Origin of the sequence: Nocardia sp. NPDC058244 (assembly GCF_042882065.1) — a bacterium.
In the GTDB taxonomy this organism is placed as follows: domain Bacteria; phylum Actinomycetota; class Actinomycetes; order Mycobacteriales; family Mycobacteriaceae; genus Nocardia.
Genome location: NZ_JBHVWX010000007.1, coordinates 428,235 through 443,929, shown reverse-complemented (window position 1 = coordinate 443,929; position 15,695 = coordinate 428,235). Strand labels below are relative to the sequence as shown.

The window sequence follows — 15,695 nt, the reverse complement described above, 5'->3', positions numbered from 1 at the left end:
CGCGCCGCCCCCGGCGCGGTCACTGCCCGAGCGCGCCGTCGGCGAGCAGCTGCCGCAGCTCCTTGCGGCTGGTCTTGCCGACGCCGGTCGCCGGGAACTCGTCGACGACGACGACGGTGTCGGGCATCTTCCACGCCGCGACACCGCGCGCGCGGACGAACGAACGCACCGTGATCAGGGACGGCCGCACGGCCGGATCGGCGGGCTGGACGAACGCGCAGATGCGCTGTCCCAGCACCGGATCCGGGGTGCCGACGATCACCGCGTCGCGCACGTCCGGGTGCTCGAGCAGATGCGCCTCGAGCTCCTCGGCCGACACCTTCTCCCCGCCCCGGTTGACCCAGTCACCGGCCCGGCCCGCGACCACCAGGTTGCCGTCCGGGCGCACGGAGACGATGTCGCCGGTGCGGTACCAGCCCTCGGCGGTGAAGCTGCGGGCGTCGGCCTCGGGGTTGTCGTAGTAGCCGCGAATCGTGTACGGCCCCTGCGTGATCAGGTTGCCGGTCGCGCCCGGTGCCACCTCGGCGCCGCGGTCGTCGACCACCGCGATCCGGTCGTGCTCGGACATCGGACGGCCCTGGGTGCCGACCACCACGTCGATCGGATCGTCGAGCCGGGTGTAGCAGACCAGCCCCTCGGCCATGCCGAACACCTGCTGCAGGGTCACGCCGAGGGCGGGGCCGACCCGGCGGGCCAGCTCCTCCTGGCAGCGCGCCCCGCCCACCTGGACCACCCGCAGACTGGACAGATCGGGGGTGTCACCCGCTTCGGCCCGCTCGGTCCACAACCGGGCCAGCGGCGGCACCAGGCCGGTGATGGTGACGCCGAACCGCTCGATCAGCGGGAACGCCGTCGCCGGCGTCGGGTCGGGGGTCAGCGCGACGGCGCCGCCCGCCCACAGCGCGCCGAGGATGCCCGGCGAACTCATCGGGAAGTTGTGCGCCACCGGCAGTGTCGCGAGATACACGGTGTCGCTGTCGAGTTCGCAGATCTCGGCACTGCGCCGCACGCTGTAGAGGTAGTCGTCGTGGGTGCGGGCGATGAGCTTCGGGATGCCCGTACTACCGCCGGAGAGCTGCAGGAACGCGACGGCGCTCGCCGACGGCCCCGCCAGTTCGCCCGGGGTGTCCCGGAATTCGGCGAGGTCGTGCACATCGTCGGACAGCTCCCGTCCCGGTTCGTCGAGCACCAGCAGCAGGTGCCGCAGGCTCGGCACCTCGGCGCGGACCGATTCGGCCAGCGCCGCGTAGTCGAAGCGCTGGTGGGTGCCGCAGGTGATCATCGCGGTCGCGGCGGCGGCGGTGGCGATCGGGACCAGCTCGGCACCGCGGTGCGCGGGCAGGCAGAACACCGGCAGCGCGCCCAGCTTGAACAGCGCGAAGATCACCTCGACGAATTCGGCGCGGTTGGGCAGCTGGACCAGCACCCGGTCGCCCGCGCCGAGGCCGAGCCGGGCCAGGCCGGTGGCGAGCGCACTCGACCGGTGGTCGAGCTCGGCGTAGGTCCAGCTGTTCGCCGGGTCGAGCACGGCGATCCGGTCGGGTGCGGCGGCCGCGCGCGCGGCGAGCACATCGGCGAAAGTCTCACCGGTCCAACAGTTCTGCTCTCGATAGCGTTGCGCCAGCTCAGTGGGCCACGGGGTGAAGCCGGGGAGCACGGGATCGGTCAAGTCGAGCACCTCTTTCCAACGGACCTGCGGGCGTTCCCGTCGGATGTTGTGAGGGAAGGTAACCATCCGACGATGAATTCAGGTTAGGCTAACCTCATGTCAAATGGTGATCTCACCGGACGAAACGTTGTCGTGACCGGCGCGGCCGGGGGTATCGGCGCCGCGATCGCCGCCCGGTTCGCCGCCGAGGACCGGGTCGTCTCCCTGTGGGACCTCGATCCCCGGGTACACGCGACCGCCGCCGCGCTCGCCGCTCCGCCGGAAGGAGTCGATCGCGATGACATCGACTGTCCCCCAACGGCTTCTGTGCACAGCCTGGAGGTGGACGTCAGCGACGCCGACTCCGTGCGGCGCGCCTTCGACCAGCTGACCGCCGCGCACGGACCGGCCGATGTGGTGGTACACGCCGCGGGCGTCATGGTCGGCGGGAGCGCCCTCGAACTCGACGCCGCCGACTGGGCGAGATGCCTGAGCGTGAACGCCACCGGGACCATGCTGGTCACCCAGCGCGCGGCCGCCGACATGGCCGCCGCGGGCCGGGGGTCGATTGTCGTCGTCTCCTCCAACGCCGCGGCCGCACCGCGCGTGGGCATGGCCGCCTACGGCGCCGCCAAGGCGGCCGCGACCGCCTTCACCAGGTCGCTGGCCCTGCAGGTCGCGCCGCTCGGGGTGCGGGTCAATCTCGTGTCCCCCGGGTCCACCGATACCGCCATGCTGCGCGACATGTTCGGCGGCACGCCGCTCGACGACGACGCCGAGACCGCGCTCCTCGACGGCGACCCCGCGGTCTACCGGCTCGGTATCCCGTTGCGCCGCATCGCCGCTCCCGCCGACATCGCGGCGGCCGTCCACTTCCTGGCGTCCGACGGCGCCCGCCACATCACCATGCACGACCTGCGGGTCGACGGTGGCGCGACGCTCGACATGTGAAACCGAAAGGGTGAGCACCATCAGTACCGACAGTTCAGACCCCGCTTTCGTCCTGTCCCGTCCGCAGCGGACCGTGTCCGCGTCCGCGGGCGGGACGATCTTCCGATCGGCGCACGACGCGGTGACCGCGCTGCGCAGCGGCCGGATCAGCCACATCGTCGGCGCGCTGCCCTTCACCCCCGGTGCGCCGACGGCGCTGTGGGCGCCGGACTCGGTGCGCGTCACCGACGCGCCCCACCGTCCCGCACCGGGCACCCGACTCCCCCACTTCGCCATCGACGCGGCGGTGCCCGCTCCCGACGAGCACCAGCGACGGGTGGCCGGTGCCGTCGAACTGCTCGCCGATCCCGGCCATCCCCTGCGTAAGGTCGTGCTGGCCAGGGCTATTCGCGCGGTGTCACCGCACCCGGTGCGGGCTAAGGACATCCTGGATCTGATGGTGGCCTCGGACCCGTTGTCGAACGGTTTCCTGGTCGACCTCTCCGCCGCCGGTGGCCGCTATCCCGGCCGCCACCTCGTCGGCTCCAGTCCCGAGATCCTGGTGCGCCGCACCGGAACCGAGATCCTGAGCCACCCGCTGGCGGGCTCGGCCCGGCGCGTCACCGAAGACCCGGCCGCCGATCGCGCCGCCGCCGACGCGCTGCTCACCTCCACGAAGGACCACGCCGAGCACCGCTATGTCGTCGATCAGGTGGCCGCCGTGCTCAGTGACCGCTGCGCCGAGGTCGACACGTCCGCACCGGAACTCACCGCGACGCCGGCCATGTGGCATCTCGGCACGCCGATCTCGGCGACCGTCCCGCTCGCCGGTCCCTCCGCGCTCGAACTCGCGGTGGCCCTGCACCCCACCCCGGCGGTCTGCGGCACGCCGACCAGCGCCGCCGCCCGGCTCATCGCCGAACTCGAAGGTGAACGCGGGTTCTACGCGGGCGCGGTCGGCTGGTGCGACGCCGACGGCAACGGCGAGTGGATGGTGAGCATCCGCTGCGCCGAGCTGTCCGCCGACGGCACCACCCTGCTCGCGCACGCGGGCGGCGGCATCGTCGCCGCGTCCGGTCCCGCGGCTGAACTGGCCGAGACCACCGGCAAATTCCAGCGCATCCTCGCCCCGCTCGGGATCGCCGACCTGCCCGTTTCCGTCGGCTGACGCCGACCCCACCGAAAGGCCGTCATGCCGATTCCCAAGATCGCGCCGTATCCGATGCCCGGCGCCGACGAGTTCACCGCCGACCAGGTGGCCTGGACCGTCGAACCCGGCCGCAGCGCCCTGCTGATCCACGACATGCAGCAGTACTTCCTCGACGCCTACGACATCTACCGCGACCCCGCCCGGACCCTCATCGCGAACATCGCGCGGCTGCGCGACCGCTGCCACGAACTCGACATCCCGGTGATCTACACGATGCAGCCGGGCAACCAGCACCCCTCGCGGCGCGGCATCCTCGCCGACTTCTGGGGTTCGGGCATGGCCGAGGGCGCCGACACCGAGGTGATCAACGCCATCGCCCCCGAGCCGCAGGACATCCAGGTCACCAAGTGGCGGTACTCCGCCTTCCAGCGCACCGACCTGCGCGAACTCCTCGGCTATTACGGCCGCGACCAGCTGCTGATCACCGGCGTGTACACCCACATGGGCTGCATGCTCAGTGCCGCCGAGGCGTTCATGAGCGATGTGCGGCCGTTCCTGGTCTTCAACGCGACCGCCGATTTCAGCCGCGACGAGCACCTGATGGCGCTGAACTACGTCGCGCGGCGCTGCGGCGCGGTCACCGGGACCGAGGAGCTGATCCAGCAGCTCGGCACCGCGCCCACCGCCGAGGAGGCACAGCGGCGCACCGCCTGACGATTGGCACGCGGGTCCGGCTGTGGCACAGTCGGACCCGCGACTGTCGTGTGGGAGTGGGGGGACATCGGTGCGCAAGATCGTCGGCGTTGAGCCGTTCATCGCCGAGCGGGCGGCGCTGCTCGAAGAGGGCAACCGCCTCACCGCGGTCTACAAGGAGCTGGGCGCGTGCGAGGAGGGGTGGGCCGCCTTCTACGGTGCCAGTGCGCTGCACGAGCGCTACCGCGAGCTGCTGCCCGACATCGTGGTGTCGCGGTGCCCGTTCCGGGATGAACTGGTGTACTGGCCGCTCGACATCGTCGACGTCGACGGCTGGTTCTGGAGTTCGTTCCATACGCAGCGCCGTTTGGACCCGGTGCCGCGCAGCTGGTTGCTGATGGTCGGCGCGATGCGGCTCGACGGTCCGATGGCGCCCGCGCCGTTCCTTCGTGTGCTCGGCCCCGATGTGCCCTACGTCTTCCCCGAGGTCCTCGGTCATCCCGACATGCGGGCCGTGATCACCCAGGTGCGGATCGGCCCGCACACCGGCTGGCCGATCACCTATCACTGCGCCACCTACCGGCCACGCGGCATCGCGCTCGAACCGGTCTGGGGCAGTGATCATTACCTGGTCGACAAGGCCCCGGGCAGATACGCGGCCTGGGACGACAACTGGGGCTCGAACCACCGCGACTTCGATCTGCGGCCCTGGCTCGACAACGGCACACTCCTGTGGATCGCCCCCGACGACCCCACCGCCACCCTGCGCACCGGCTCCGCCGACTGCCCGTACCTGGACCTCCCCGGCACGCGCAAGCACAACCGGCCGTACTGAGCCGGCGCCTCAGCGCGGCGCGTTGCCGAGTGCGAGCACCGCGGCCGCCACCTGCCCGCCGACATCGAGGACGAGGCGGAACACGTCGACGGCGACGAACGAGCCGTCGCACCACAGGATGTTGCAGCCGGTCGAGGCGTACGGCCCGACCCCGAGCAGGATGGCCGCTGCGGTGCCAGGGTCCGCCAGCCGGGCGAGGTCGTCCGGGGTGCGGATCGACAGCGGCGGATGGTCGAGGCCGAGCGGGTCGACGTAGGGCTCGGCGGGGATTCCGGTCACCGCCCGGGTGACGCGCTGGAACAGCTCCTTGTTGTCGGGGTTGCCGCTGCCGGTGAGCATGGCGACCGGGTTGTCCAGGTCGACCCGCAGCGGGACGCCGAGGCGCACCACGACCAGGTCGCGGCTCGGGATGACGGTCAGGAACTGGCCGAGTGCGCCCTCGTAGGAGTACATGTCGCGCGGGGAGCCGGGGAATTGCGGGCGATCGTAGGAGACCGCGGTCGGCACCTCGGTGCCCCGATAGGTATCGCCGGAGTTGAGCCAGGTCAGGAATCCGTAGCCCGGATTGGCGGCGGTACCGGTGGTCGCCTCACGCAGGTAGTCGGCGGCGATGAGCTGCTCGCCACCCCAGCGGCCCTCCTGGAGCAGGAGCCTGCCGAGGCGGGCGAGGTCGTCGGGGCGCATGGCCAGCCCACCGTTGACGGCGGTGTTGCCGCTGCGGTCGCGCAGCCACACCCAGTTGGCGCGGTCGATGCCCAAGGGCGCGAACAGTTCTCGCTGGGCGAAGCCCTGGAAGTCGACGCCGGTGGCGATCTCGACGATCTCCGCCAGCAGCATCGGGGTGTTCTGGGCGTATTGGAATGTGCTGTCGGGGGCGTGGTCGGCGGGCGCGGCGAGCGTTTGCCCGACCGCGTCGGTCTGGAGTCCGGCGAGGTCGGCGGGCCAGCTGAAATGCAGGCCGGTCGTCTGGGTCAAGACTTGGCGCACCGTGAGATTCGCGTGCGCCGGGTCGGCCCGGGGGAAGAATTTCCCGAGCGGGTCGTCGACGTCGAGGCGCCCCAGGGTCACGGCCCTGCCGACCACCGCCGAGGTGACGCCTTTGGTGGCGCTGGCCAGCGGCAGTGGCACGTTCGCGGTCGGGGTGCGGTCGCCGACGAGGCAGCCGTGCCGATAGACCTGGACCGCGATTCCGCCCGCGCGCGTGCCGAAGTCGAGCGCGTCCGTCAGCACGGCGGCGTCCATGCCCACGTCCTCGGGGGTCGCGCGCGGCGCCGCGTGCCCGGGTACCGGCTCGGCGCAGCGGTGTTCGCCGCCCGGGTCGGCGGACACGACCGGCCCCGCCGCCACGAGGGCGGTGAGCGCGGCGGCCGCGAGGACAGCTGGCCGGAACAGGCGGCGGGACATGGCGGATCTCTTTCCGATCGTCGGGGGACGGTAGCTCATCGCAGGCTGTCGGCCCGTGCGTTGCGCTCGACGCTGTAGTAGGTGCGATCCGCCCGCAGCAGCCAGTCCGGTCCGACGAAGAACCGGCGAGCGGTGTCGTCGTCGAAGGCGACGTACCGTAGCCAGGCCACCGCCGTCCCGGCGGACAGGTAGGCGCCGGGGCCGTCGACAGGCGAGAAATGGCTCACGCCAAGGGCATTCGCGATCCAGGCCGGGGCGTGGAAGGTGAGGTTGTACTGCCACCAGCGCACCCAGGCGAAATCGGGAACGACGAAATCGTTGTAGCCGGTGAGGAACAGCGTCGGCACCCCGATGAGGGCGCCCACGCCCACCGGACCCGGTTCGATCGCCAGCACTCCGATCACCGCGAAGTCCGGATCGAACGCCCCGGCGATCGATGGGAACAGCGCCGCCGCCTGCAGGGAAGCGCCCCCGCCCGCGGAATGCCCGGCGAGCACGGTGCGCCCGAGATCGATCCGCCCGAACAGCGGCGAACCGGGATCGCGGTGCTGGTCGATCGCCGCGGCCAGGCCGATCGCGGGCAGGTAGGCCAGCGAGTTGACGAAGTCGTAGGTGATCACCACGACGAAGCCGTGGCCTGCCCACTGCCGGGCCAGGGTGTCGTACATGCCGGGATTGGAGGTGATGCCGCCCTCGAACAGGATCAGCGGGGCCGTGTCCGCATCCGCGAGATCGGCCGGGTAGTAGGTGTTCACGCCGACCGGTGACTGCAAGCCGTAGGGGAACGCCTGGGTGCATCGCGCGTCGTCCCGGTTGCCGAACAGGTGCACGGTGAGGTGCGCGATCATCCCGGCGACGGATTCCTGACAGGGGTTGGTGACCGTCGGCGTGGCCACCGGGTGCGGTCCCGGCCGATCGAAGACGCTCTGCGCGGTGACGCCGGGCGTGATGTCCTGCGCGTGTGCGAGGCCGGGAAGGCCGACGGCGAGTACCGCCGCCAGCACCGCGACGAACAGCGGGCGTGGTCGGCGGGTGAGTGACCTCGTCATCGAGGACTCCGTTCTGCGCACCGGTTCCCCGGCCTCTTTTGAGACGCCATCGTCTCAAGCAAGAGAGTAGCGGGAATGTGGTGTGCGACACAACCATCGATTGTCGCGGTCGCCAACAGCAGCGGGCCCCGCTGTTCTCGGAGAACAGCGGGGCCCGTGTGCGTAGCCGCGTGGGTTACAGCGCCTTCAGTTCCTCGGTGACCGCACCGACGGACTTCTTGGCGTCGCCGAACAGCATGGAGGTGTGGTCGGCGTAGAACAGCGGGTTGTCGATGCCGGCGAAGCCGGAGTTCATCGAGCGCTTCAGCACGATGACGCTCTTGGCCTGGTCGACGTTGAGGACCGGCATGCCGTAGATCGGGCTGGACTTGTCCTCGCGGGCGGCCGGGTTGGTGACGTCGTTGGCGCCGATCACCAGGACCACGTCGGTCCGGTTGAACTCGCCGTTGATGTCGTCCATTTCCTTCATCGCGTCGTAGGAGACCTCGGCCTCGGCCAGCAGCACGTTCATGTGCCCGGGCATCCGACCGGCGACCGGGTGGATCGCGTACTTGACCTCGACACCCTTGCCCTCTAGCAGCGAGGCCATCTCCTTGACCGCGTGCTGGGCCTGGGCGACGGCCATACCGTAGCCGGGCACCACGATGACCTGGTTGGCGTAGGCCATCTGGATCGCGGCGTCGGCGGCCGAGGTGGCCTTGGCCGACTTGGCCTCGCCACCACCGCTCGCGGCCGCACCGCCGCCGCCACCGAAACCACCGGCGACGATGGCCGGGATGGACCGGTTCATGGCCTTGGCCATCAGGTTGGTGAGGATGGTGCCGGACGCGCCGACGATCATGCCCGCGACGATCATCGCGGTGTTGTTCAGCGCCAGACCAGCGGCCGCGGCCGAAAGACCGGTCAGGGCGTTGAGCAGCGAGATGACGACGGGCATGTCCGCGCCGCCGATCGGCAGCACGACCATCAGGCCGAGGATGCCGGCGAGCACCAGCAGCGCGATCATCCACAGCTGCGAGACGCCGCCGTTGTCGGCGCCGAGGCCGATCACCACGGCGCAGACCACCGCGCCGACGAGCAGCAGCAGGTTCAGCGGCTGCTGCAGCTTGCCGATGCCGATCGGCTTGCCGGACAGGATCTCCTGCAGCTTGGCGAAGGCGATGATCGAGCCCCAGAACGACACCGAACCGATCACCGCGGCGAACAGCGAGCCGATGATGATGTGGATGTTCGGCTCGTCGTGCAGCTGGGAGAAGCCGGAGCTGTCGATGAACTCGGCCCACGCGATGAGCGCGACCGTGCCACCACCGACACCGTTGAACGCGGCGACCAGCTGTGGCATCTCGGTCATCTTGGTGCGCACGGCGGGCGGAACACCCAGTGCCACACCGACGATCAGGCCGCCGGCGATCAGGATCCAGTTCAGCAACTCGGTGTGCCGGATGGAGATCAGCGTCGCGATGACCGCGATCGCCATACCGACGGCGGCGATCTGGTTGCCGCGCACCGCGGTCTTCGGGCCGGTCAGGCCCATCAGACCGTAGATGAACATGGAGAAGGCCACGATGTAGAGGCCGTTGACCAGGTAGGTCATGTTGTCGACTGCGTGCATCACTCGGCCGCCTTCTTCTTACCCTTGAACATGCCGAGCATGCGGTCGGTGACCACGAAGCCACCGATGACGTTCAGCGTTCCGAACACCACGGCGACGAACAGGATGATCTGGACCAGCAGGGACGGGTCCTTGACGTTGCCCAGCGTCACCAGCGCGCCGAGCACGACGATGCCGTGGATGGCGTTGGTGCCCGACATCAGCGGGGTGTGCAGGGTGTTGGGGACCTTGGAGATGACGGCGAAGCCGACGAATCCGGACAGAACCAGGATCGCGATATTGGCGAGAAGTTCGGTGTACATCAGGCTTCCACCTCACGAGTGACGCAGGAATCCGCGAGCACCTGATCGTCGAAATCGGGTGCGAGCTTGCCGTCGACCAGCATCAGCTCCAGCAGCGCGGCGATGTTCTTGGAGTACAGCTCGCTGGCGTGCTCGGGCATGGTGGCGGGCAGGTTCAGCGGCGAGGCGATGGTCACCTCGTGCTTGACGACGATCTCGCCCGGCTCGGTGAGCTCGCAGTTGCCGCCGGTCTCACCGGCCAGGTCGACGATCACGCTGCCGGGCTTCATGCCCTCGACCGCGGCGGCGGTGACCAGGCGCGGCGCGGGACGACCCGGCACCAGCGCGGTGGTGATGACCACGTCGAAGCCCTTGATGGCGTCCTCGAGTGCCTTCTGCTGCTGGGCCTTCTCGTCGTCGGTGAGTTCGCGGGCGTAGCCGCCCTCACCGGCGGCGTCGATGCCGAGGTCGAGCCACTGGGCACCGACCGAGCGCACCTGGTCGGCGACCTCGGGACGCACGTCGTAGCCGGTGGTGCGGCCGCCGAGGCGCTTGGCCGTGGCCAGCGCCTGCAGGCCGGCGACACCGACACCGAGCACCAGCACGGTGGCCGGCTTCACGGTGCCGGCGGCGGTGGTCAGCATCGGGAAGAAGCGGGTGGACTCGGAGGCGGCGAGCAGCACGGCCTTGTAGCCGGCGACGTTGGCCTGCGAGGACAGCGCGTCCATCACCTGGGCGCGCGAGATACGCGGGATCGCCTCGACGGCGAACGCCTGCACCCCGGCGGACTTCAGCGCGCCGATCTGATTCTCGGCGTTGCGGGGCGCGAGGAACCCGATCAGGGTCTGCCCGGACGACAGCTTGGCCACCTCGGCATCGCTGGGCGGGGCGACCTTGACGACGACCTCGGCCGACCACGGGTCGCCGATGGTGGCGCCCGCCTCGACAAAGGCTTCGTCGGGGATGAGGGCACCGAGGCCGGCACCGGCTTCCACGACCACCTCGACACCCTGCTTGGACAGGACGGGGATGATCTTGGGCACCAATGCGACCCGCCGCTCACCCGCACCGGATTCGCGAACGACTCCGACACGCGCGCCGCGCGGCGAACCCTCGCCCACGTTTTGCGTTGTCTCCACTAGTCAGACTTCCTTCTTGTGCTGGCTTCGAGCCGGGGAACAACGGGTCAGCCGACGTTACTTGCGAGTAGGTTCGGCTGAAATCCTCGCTACTGTACTCGGCTCGCGGTGAGCCTAGCCGAGATGCCGGTCACATCGGCGGGCTGGACCATCCACTGGGAAATCGGACAGAGCCGACCCGTTTCGCCAAGTTGACGACGTTTCCGCGCCTCGGGCGCGACCCCGCGCCCGTCCTCAGATTCGTCGCCGCAGGTAGGGCCGGACAAGACCGCACCTGCCGGTGAGCTACCTACCTCCGGGTACGAATACTGGTCAGACGACCGGCTTGCTGGGCGCACGTGACGCGCGTCATGCCCGCAGGTGGTTCGGACTGTTGCGCGACCCACACCACACCGTAGGGTCGTCGCTGTGAACGACTGCGTCTTCTGTCGGATCGTGGCGGGTGCCGCACCGGCGACCAAGGTCTACGAGGACGACGCGGTGTGCGCGTTCCTCGACATCAGGCCGATCACCCGGGGGCACACCCTGGTCGTTCCCAAACAGCACGCCACCGAGCTCGACGACCTCGATCCCGATCTCGGCGCGACGCTCTTCCGCACCGGGCACCGGCTCGCGCGCGCCCTGCGCCGCAGCGGCCTGAGCAGCGACGGCGCCAATCTCATCCTCAACGACGGCACCGCGGCCTTCCAGACCGTCGGTCACGTGCACCTGCACGTGGTGCCGCGCCGACACGGTGACAAGCTCAGCTTCGCCAAGGGCTTCCTGCTGCGCCGTCCCCACGAACCGAACTCGACCGCGGCCGCGATCCGCGCCGGCCTGACGGCGCTGGACTCTGAAGGAGCACAGGGATGACCGAGGGCACGCCCGACCGCGAGCAGCTCACCGACCTGCTCGCCCAGCAGTGGGAGGCCATCGGGAACCTGGTGGCCGACCTCGACGAGAAGGCGTGGCGCAAGCCGTCGCCGCTGCCGGGCTGGACGCTGTTCGACGTGGTCGCGCACGTGATCGGCACCGAGTCGTGGCTGCTCGGCGAGACCCCGCCGCCGCACGACCCGCTGCGGCCCAAGACCGACGTGCGGACCCTGCCGCACGTGCGCAACGAGGTCGCGGTGCTCAACGAGATCTGGGTCGACCGGCTGCGCCCGCTCTCCGGCAAGCGCCTGCTCGCGCTGTTCGACGAGGTGACCGATCGCCGGCGGGCCGCGCTGGTCGCGATGGACGAGCAGGCCTGGCAGACGCCGACGGTGTCGCCGGTCGGCCAGGTGCCCTACGGCCGGTTCATGCGGGTCCGCCTGTTCGACTGCTGGATGCACGAGCTCGACCTCGCCGACGGCATCGGCCGCACCGTGTCCGAGGGCGGCGCGCGCGCCGAGACCGCCTTCGCCGAACTCACCATCGGGCTGGGCCGGGCGGTGGTCAAGGGCGCCAAGGCCCCCGACGGCACCCGCCTGACCTTCGACCTCACCGGGCCGGTCACCCGGCAGATCCACCTCGCGGTGGTCGACGGCCGCGGCACGGTCCTCGACGCCGCCGACGCCGAGCCGAACGCCGTGATCAGCATGGACTCCGGTCTCTTCGCCCGCCTGCGCGGCGGCCGGACCACCGCCGACGCGCATCGCGACGAGGTCACCGTCACCGGGGACGAGGCCCTCGGCGAGCGCCTCGTGCAGAATCTGGCCTTCACCATCTGATGCGGCTGTTCCTGGCGTCCTACCGGTTCGGCGCCTTCGCCGACCGGCTCGGCGGGCTGGTCGGCGCGCCGGGCGGCCGGGTCGCGGTGATCCCCAACGCCTGCGACGCGTGGCCCGCCGCGTGGGCGTCGGCGGTGGCCAGTGACCTGACCCCGCTTCGGCAGCACGGATATGCGCCGGAGGTGGTCGATCTGCGCGACTACGTCGGCAAGCCGGGCGAGCTGGAACGGCACCTGCGCGCGTTCGCCATGCTGTGGGTGCGCGGCGGGAACACCTTCGTCCTGCGGGCCCAATTCGCCCGCAGCGGAGCCGATTCCGTGCTTCCCGCGTTGCTCGCCGAGGACGCCCTGGTCTACGCGGGCTACAGCGCGGGCGCCTGCCTGCTCGCCCCCGACCTGCACGGCCTGGAGACGATGGACGACCCCGCCGAAGTGCGGCAGGCCACCGGCGTCGAAGCACGGTGGGACGGACTGGGTCTGGTGGATCGCCCGCTCGTCGTCCACCTGGACTCCCCCACCGACCCGGACGGCGAGTCCGCGCGGCTGCTGGCCCGCTATCGCGCCGACGGCACCGCGCACTGGGCGCTCACCGACGACGACGTCGTCCTGGTCGACGGCGAGCACACCGAGGTGCTGCGCGGCCGCTCACCGATCGGCGACGACCGGCTCGGCTGATCGCTTGCGCCGGAACACGATCCAGCGCATCGCGGAATACATGTAGACGGCCTCGCAGGCCCCGGCGGCCAGCCGCGCGACGTGGTACTCCACGCCGAGCGCCACCAGCCCGGAACCGACCCCGAGGATGAAGGCCAGGTAGTTCACCAGCACCACGACCGCGTACACCACCGCCTGCTTGCCCATCGGCGCGTGCGAGTGGAAGTTGAAGGTGCGGTTGAGCAGGAAGGCCAGGCCGAACGCGGCGATGTAGGCCAGCGTGATCGACACCGGCACCGGCAGCCCGAGCCCGGAGTGCAGCAGCGTGAGCAGCAGCAGGTCGACCCCGAAGGTGAAGCTGTTGATCAGGCCGAAGCCGAGCAGTGTCGCGGGCACGATCCGGTCCAGCCCGAACGGCAGGCGGGCGACGACGGCCTCACACCAGCGGGTGAACCGGTCGGCCATCGAGTCGGTGACACCCGTGTGCTGCTCCACGACCGTCAGCGTGCCAGCGCGAGATGACGTCGAGATGAGCAGCCGGCAAACGGCCTCAGTGCGGCACGGCGACGGCCACCGCGCGCGCCGGCGGCTCGGCGGCCGGACGACCGAGGGCGGTCCAGGTGGCCAGGCAGCGGCGGCGGGTGAACTCGTCGGCCTCGGCGAGCAGCGCGTCGCGCAGCAGGCGCGGGTCGGCGGTCCATTCGCCGGCGATCTCGGCCAGCGCGCGGATGCCGAACATGCCGGTCGCCTCCAGCGCGGACAGCCACTCCTCGTGCTCGCCGTCGCGCACCCGGCGCATGGCGTCGGAGTCGATCCCGGCATCGGCGTACTCGGCGGCGAGCAGGGCGCCGACCAGCTCGTTGCGGTCCTGCGGTTCCTTCATCTTCCGGCCCCTCCCGGCGAGTTACGGTGCGACGCTGCGCGTCGATGTGTGCGATGCGCGAGCGGGCGCACCGTAGAGCGGAATGCGAAACACGCCGGGTGCGCGGCGGCGAATCGCCGTCGAACACACCCGCTATGGGCATTGTGACGGGTTGGACGCCGTATACACCAACCGGGCGCGCCGGATCACAATCATGCGCGAATTCACTTGGTCGGCCGCACATCACATTGGTCAACCGACCATCACGCTCCGGTGCGTCTTCGTGCTGATCACGAGTCCGGCCCGAGTACCGGCGCGGGGTGGTCGCCGCGGGTTAGTTTGAGTGGGTGGACGAGAGCAGGGTTGACCTCGATGCGTTGATTTCCGCGGTGTCCGAGGGGGCCGTGGTCATCGATCCCGATCTGCTGGCGGGCTATCGGCAGGACTGGGCACGCGATCCCGACGCGGGCACCCCGATCGCGGTGGTGCGGGCCCGCGACACCGCCGACGTGGCGGCCACGCTGCGGTGGGCGCACGCGGGGCGGGTGCCGGTCGTGCCGCGCGGGGCCGGGTCGGGCTTGTCCGGCGGGGCGACCGCGGTGGACGGCGGGATCGTGCTGAGCACCGAACTGATGCGCGAGATCAGTGTCGACGCGGTCACCCGGACCGCCGTCGTCGGGCCGGGACTGATCAACGCGGAGGTGAAGCGGGCCGTCGCGGCGCAGGGCCTGTGGTACCCGCCCGACCCGTCCTCGTTCGAGATGTGCTCGATCGGCGGCAACGCGGCGACCAACGCGGGCGGGCTGTGCTGTGTGAAGTACGGCGTCACCAGCGACTACATCCTGGGGATGGAGGTGGTGCTGGCCGACGGGACGGTGGTGCGCCTCGGCGGGCCGCGGTTGAAGGATTCGGCCGGGCTGTCGCTGACGAAGCTGTTCGTCGGCAGCGAGGGCACGCTCGGCGTGATCACCGAGCTCACCCTGCGTCTGCTGCCGGCCCAGCCGCCGCAGGCGACTGTGGTCGCGAGTTTCGGCACGCTCACCGCCGCCACCGACGCGATCCTGGCCATCACCTCGACCCTGCGCCCGGCGATGCTCGAGTTCATGGACACCGTAGCGATCAACGCCGTCGAGGACGAGATGCGGATGGGGCTGGACCGCACCGCCGCCGCCCTGCTGGTCGCCCGGTCCGACGCGCCCGGCGAGTTCGCCGCGCACGAAGCGCAGCTCATGGTGTCGCTGTGCGAGAAGGCCGGAGCGACAGAGGTTTTCGACACCGGAGACCCCGAGGAGGGCGAAGCCTTCACCGCCGCACGGCGATTCGCGATTCCCGCGGTGGAGCGGATCGGACCGCTGCTGCTCGAGGATGTCGGGGTGCCGCTGCCCCGGCTGGGCGAGCTGATCACCGGGGTCGCCGCCATCGGGGAGCGCAACGACGTGCTGGTGTCGGTGATCGCGCACGCGGGCGACGGCAACACCCATCCGCTGATCGTGCACGACCCCACCGACCCCGACAACACCGCTCGCGCGCATCGCGCGTTCGGCGAGATCATGGACCTCGCCATCGCGCTGGGCGGCACCATCACCGGTGAGCACGGGGTCGGCAGGCTGAAGAAGGCGTGGCTGCCGGACCAGGTCGGACCCGAGGTGATGGCGCTGACCCGGCGGATCAAGGACGCGCTCGATCCCACGGGCATCCTCAACCCCGGCGCGGTGCTCTAGCGGAACAACCCGTCCCGGCCCCGGGTT

The 15,695-nt window shown here is 70.5% G+C and carries 16 protein-coding genes; 8 read left to right on the top strand and 8 right to left on the bottom strand.

Annotated features, from left to right (window positions below; translation table 11 throughout):
* Positions 1 to 19: 19 nt before the first annotated feature.
* Positions 20 to 1,678, bottom strand: a complete 1,659-nt coding sequence (locus ACFVW6_RS24200; RefSeq protein WP_378830012.1) for a (2,3-dihydroxybenzoyl)adenylate synthase — start codon at positions 1,676 to 1,678, stop codon at positions 20 to 22.
* An 87-nt stretch (positions 1,679 to 1,765) separates the two neighbouring features.
* Here ACFVW6_RS24200 and ACFVW6_RS24195 point away from each other — a divergent pair, with 87 nt between their 5' ends.
* From ACFVW6_RS24195 to ACFVW6_RS24180, 4 genes are all read left to right on the top strand, one after another.
* Positions 1,766 to 2,599, top strand: coding sequence for an SDR family oxidoreductase (locus tag ACFVW6_RS24195; protein WP_378830010.1), 834 nt, complete (start codon positions 1,766 to 1,768; stop codon positions 2,597 to 2,599).
* Positions 2,600 to 2,609: 10 nt separating this feature from the next.
* The gene (locus ACFVW6_RS24190; RefSeq protein ID WP_378830007.1) at positions 2,610 to 3,746 is read left to right on the top strand and encodes an isochorismate synthase MenF; all 1,137 of its coding nucleotides are present in this window, start codon (positions 2,610 to 2,612) and stop codon (positions 3,744 to 3,746) included.
* A 24-nt stretch (positions 3,747 to 3,770) separates the two neighbouring features.
* Positions 3,771 to 4,442: an isochorismatase family protein gene (locus ACFVW6_RS24185; RefSeq protein ID WP_378830005.1), complete on the top strand. Its 672-nt coding sequence runs from the start codon at positions 3,771 to 3,773 to the stop codon at positions 4,440 to 4,442.
* Between the two features lie 70 nt (positions 4,443 to 4,512).
* The gene (locus ACFVW6_RS24180; RefSeq protein WP_378830002.1) at positions 4,513 to 5,256 is read left to right on the top strand and encodes a hypothetical protein; all 744 of its coding nucleotides are present in this window, start codon (positions 4,513 to 4,515) and stop codon (positions 5,254 to 5,256) included.
* Positions 5,257 to 5,265: 9 nt separating this feature from the next.
* On the opposite strand, the gene ACFVW6_RS24175 is transcribed toward ACFVW6_RS24180, so the two are convergent.
* From ACFVW6_RS24175 to ACFVW6_RS24155, 5 genes are all read right to left on the bottom strand, one after another.
* Complete coding sequence (locus ACFVW6_RS24175) at positions 5,266 to 6,660, bottom strand: serine hydrolase domain-containing protein (RefSeq protein ID WP_378830000.1); 1,395 nt, start codon at positions 6,658 to 6,660, stop codon at positions 5,266 to 5,268.
* Between the two features lie 35 nt (positions 6,661 to 6,695).
* The gene (locus tag ACFVW6_RS24170; RefSeq protein WP_378829998.1) at positions 6,696 to 7,709 is read right to left on the bottom strand and encodes an alpha/beta hydrolase; all 1,014 of its coding nucleotides are present in this window, start codon (positions 7,707 to 7,709) and stop codon (positions 6,696 to 6,698) included.
* 175 nt (positions 7,710 to 7,884) lie between these two features.
* The gene (locus ACFVW6_RS24165; protein WP_378830083.1) at positions 7,885 to 9,303 is read right to left on the bottom strand and encodes an NAD(P)(+) transhydrogenase (Re/Si-specific) subunit beta; all 1,419 of its coding nucleotides are present in this window, start codon (positions 9,301 to 9,303) and stop codon (positions 7,885 to 7,887) included.
* A 17-nt stretch (positions 9,304 to 9,320) separates the two neighbouring features.
* Positions 9,321 to 9,623: an NAD(P) transhydrogenase subunit alpha gene (locus ACFVW6_RS24160; RefSeq protein ID WP_019045334.1), complete on the bottom strand. Its 303-nt coding sequence runs from the start codon at positions 9,621 to 9,623 to the stop codon at positions 9,321 to 9,323.
* Positions 9,623 to 10,741 (bottom strand): Re/Si-specific NAD(P)(+) transhydrogenase subunit alpha, encoded by a 1,119-nt coding sequence (locus ACFVW6_RS24155; protein ID WP_378829996.1) that lies wholly within the window; start codon positions 10,739 to 10,741, stop codon positions 9,623 to 9,625. Before ACFVW6_RS24155 ends, ACFVW6_RS24160 begins: the two co-directional genes overlap by 1 nt.
* Before the next feature lie 408 nt (positions 10,742 to 11,149).
* Between ACFVW6_RS24155 and ACFVW6_RS24150 the strand changes: the two genes are divergently transcribed.
* Genes ACFVW6_RS24150 through ACFVW6_RS24140 form a run of 3 tightly spaced genes read left to right on the top strand, consistent with a single transcriptional unit; the run spans position 11,150 to position 13,106 of the window.
* A complete protein-coding gene (locus tag ACFVW6_RS24150; protein WP_355283371.1) occupies positions 11,150 to 11,593 on the top strand; it encodes an HIT family protein in 444 nt (147 codons plus the stop codon).
* Positions 11,590 to 12,432 carry a maleylpyruvate isomerase family mycothiol-dependent enzyme gene (locus tag ACFVW6_RS24145; RefSeq protein WP_378829992.1) on the top strand — a complete coding sequence of 281 codons (843 nt, stop codon included), beginning with the start codon at positions 11,590 to 11,592 and terminating at the stop codon, positions 12,430 to 12,432. Before ACFVW6_RS24150 ends, ACFVW6_RS24145 begins: the two co-directional genes overlap by 4 nt.
* A complete protein-coding gene (locus tag ACFVW6_RS24140) occupies positions 12,432 to 13,106 on the top strand; it encodes a Type 1 glutamine amidotransferase-like domain-containing protein (RefSeq protein WP_378829990.1) in 675 nt (224 codons plus the stop codon). Before ACFVW6_RS24145 ends, ACFVW6_RS24140 begins: the two co-directional genes overlap by 1 nt.
* Here ACFVW6_RS24140 and ACFVW6_RS24135 read toward each other — a convergent pair.
* Positions 13,077 to 13,580, bottom strand: coding sequence for a GtrA family protein (locus ACFVW6_RS24135; protein ID WP_378829987.1), 504 nt, complete (start codon positions 13,578 to 13,580; stop codon positions 13,077 to 13,079). The two genes, ACFVW6_RS24140 and ACFVW6_RS24135, sit on opposite strands and share 30 nt — an antisense overlap.
* A gap of 55 nt (positions 13,581 to 13,635) precedes the next feature.
* On the bottom strand, positions 13,636 to 13,968 hold the full coding sequence (locus ACFVW6_RS24130) for a hypothetical protein (protein WP_357349591.1): 333 nt from the start codon (positions 13,966 to 13,968) through the stop codon (positions 13,636 to 13,638).
* A 368-nt stretch (positions 13,969 to 14,336) separates the two neighbouring features.
* Between ACFVW6_RS24130 and ACFVW6_RS24125 the strand changes: the two genes are divergently transcribed.
* Positions 14,337 to 15,668 (top strand): FAD-binding oxidoreductase, encoded by a 1,332-nt coding sequence (locus ACFVW6_RS24125; RefSeq protein ID WP_378829985.1) that lies wholly within the window; start codon positions 14,337 to 14,339, stop codon positions 15,666 to 15,668.
* Positions 15,669 to 15,695: the final 27 nt, after the last annotated feature.

What these genes read in the sequence shown, in the direction of transcription:
- ACFVW6_RS24145 (WP_378829992.1), top strand. Translation starts at nt 11,590, where the DNA reads ATGACCGAGGGCACGCCCGACCGCGAGCAGCTCACCGACCTGCTCGCC.
- ACFVW6_RS24175 (WP_378830000.1), bottom strand. Translation starts at nt 6,660, where the DNA reads ATGTCCCGCCGCCTGTTCCGGCCAGCTGTCCTCGCGGCCGCCGCGCTC.
- ACFVW6_RS24185 (WP_378830005.1), top strand. Translation starts at nt 3,771, where the DNA reads ATGCCGATTCCCAAGATCGCGCCGTATCCGATGCCCGGCGCCGACGAG.
- ACFVW6_RS24140 (WP_378829990.1), top strand. Translation starts at nt 12,432, where the DNA reads ATGCGGCTGTTCCTGGCGTCCTACCGGTTCGGCGCCTTCGCCGACCGG.
- ACFVW6_RS24165 (WP_378830083.1), bottom strand. Translation starts at nt 9,303, where the DNA reads ATGACCTACCTGGTCAACGGCCTCTACATCGTGGCCTTCTCCATGTTC.
- ACFVW6_RS24170 (WP_378829998.1), bottom strand. Translation starts at nt 7,709, where the DNA reads ATGACGAGGTCACTCACCCGCCGACCACGCCCGCTGTTCGTCGCGGTG.
- ACFVW6_RS24160 (WP_019045334.1), bottom strand. Translation starts at nt 9,623, where the DNA reads ATGTACACCGAACTTCTCGCCAATATCGCGATCCTGGTTCTGTCCGGA.
- ACFVW6_RS24195 (WP_378830010.1), top strand. Translation starts at nt 1,766, where the DNA reads ATGTCAAATGGTGATCTCACCGGACGAAACGTTGTCGTGACCGGCGCG.
- ACFVW6_RS24130 (WP_357349591.1), bottom strand. Translation starts at nt 13,968, where the DNA reads ATGAAGGAACCGCAGGACCGCAACGAGCTGGTCGGCGCCCTGCTCGCC.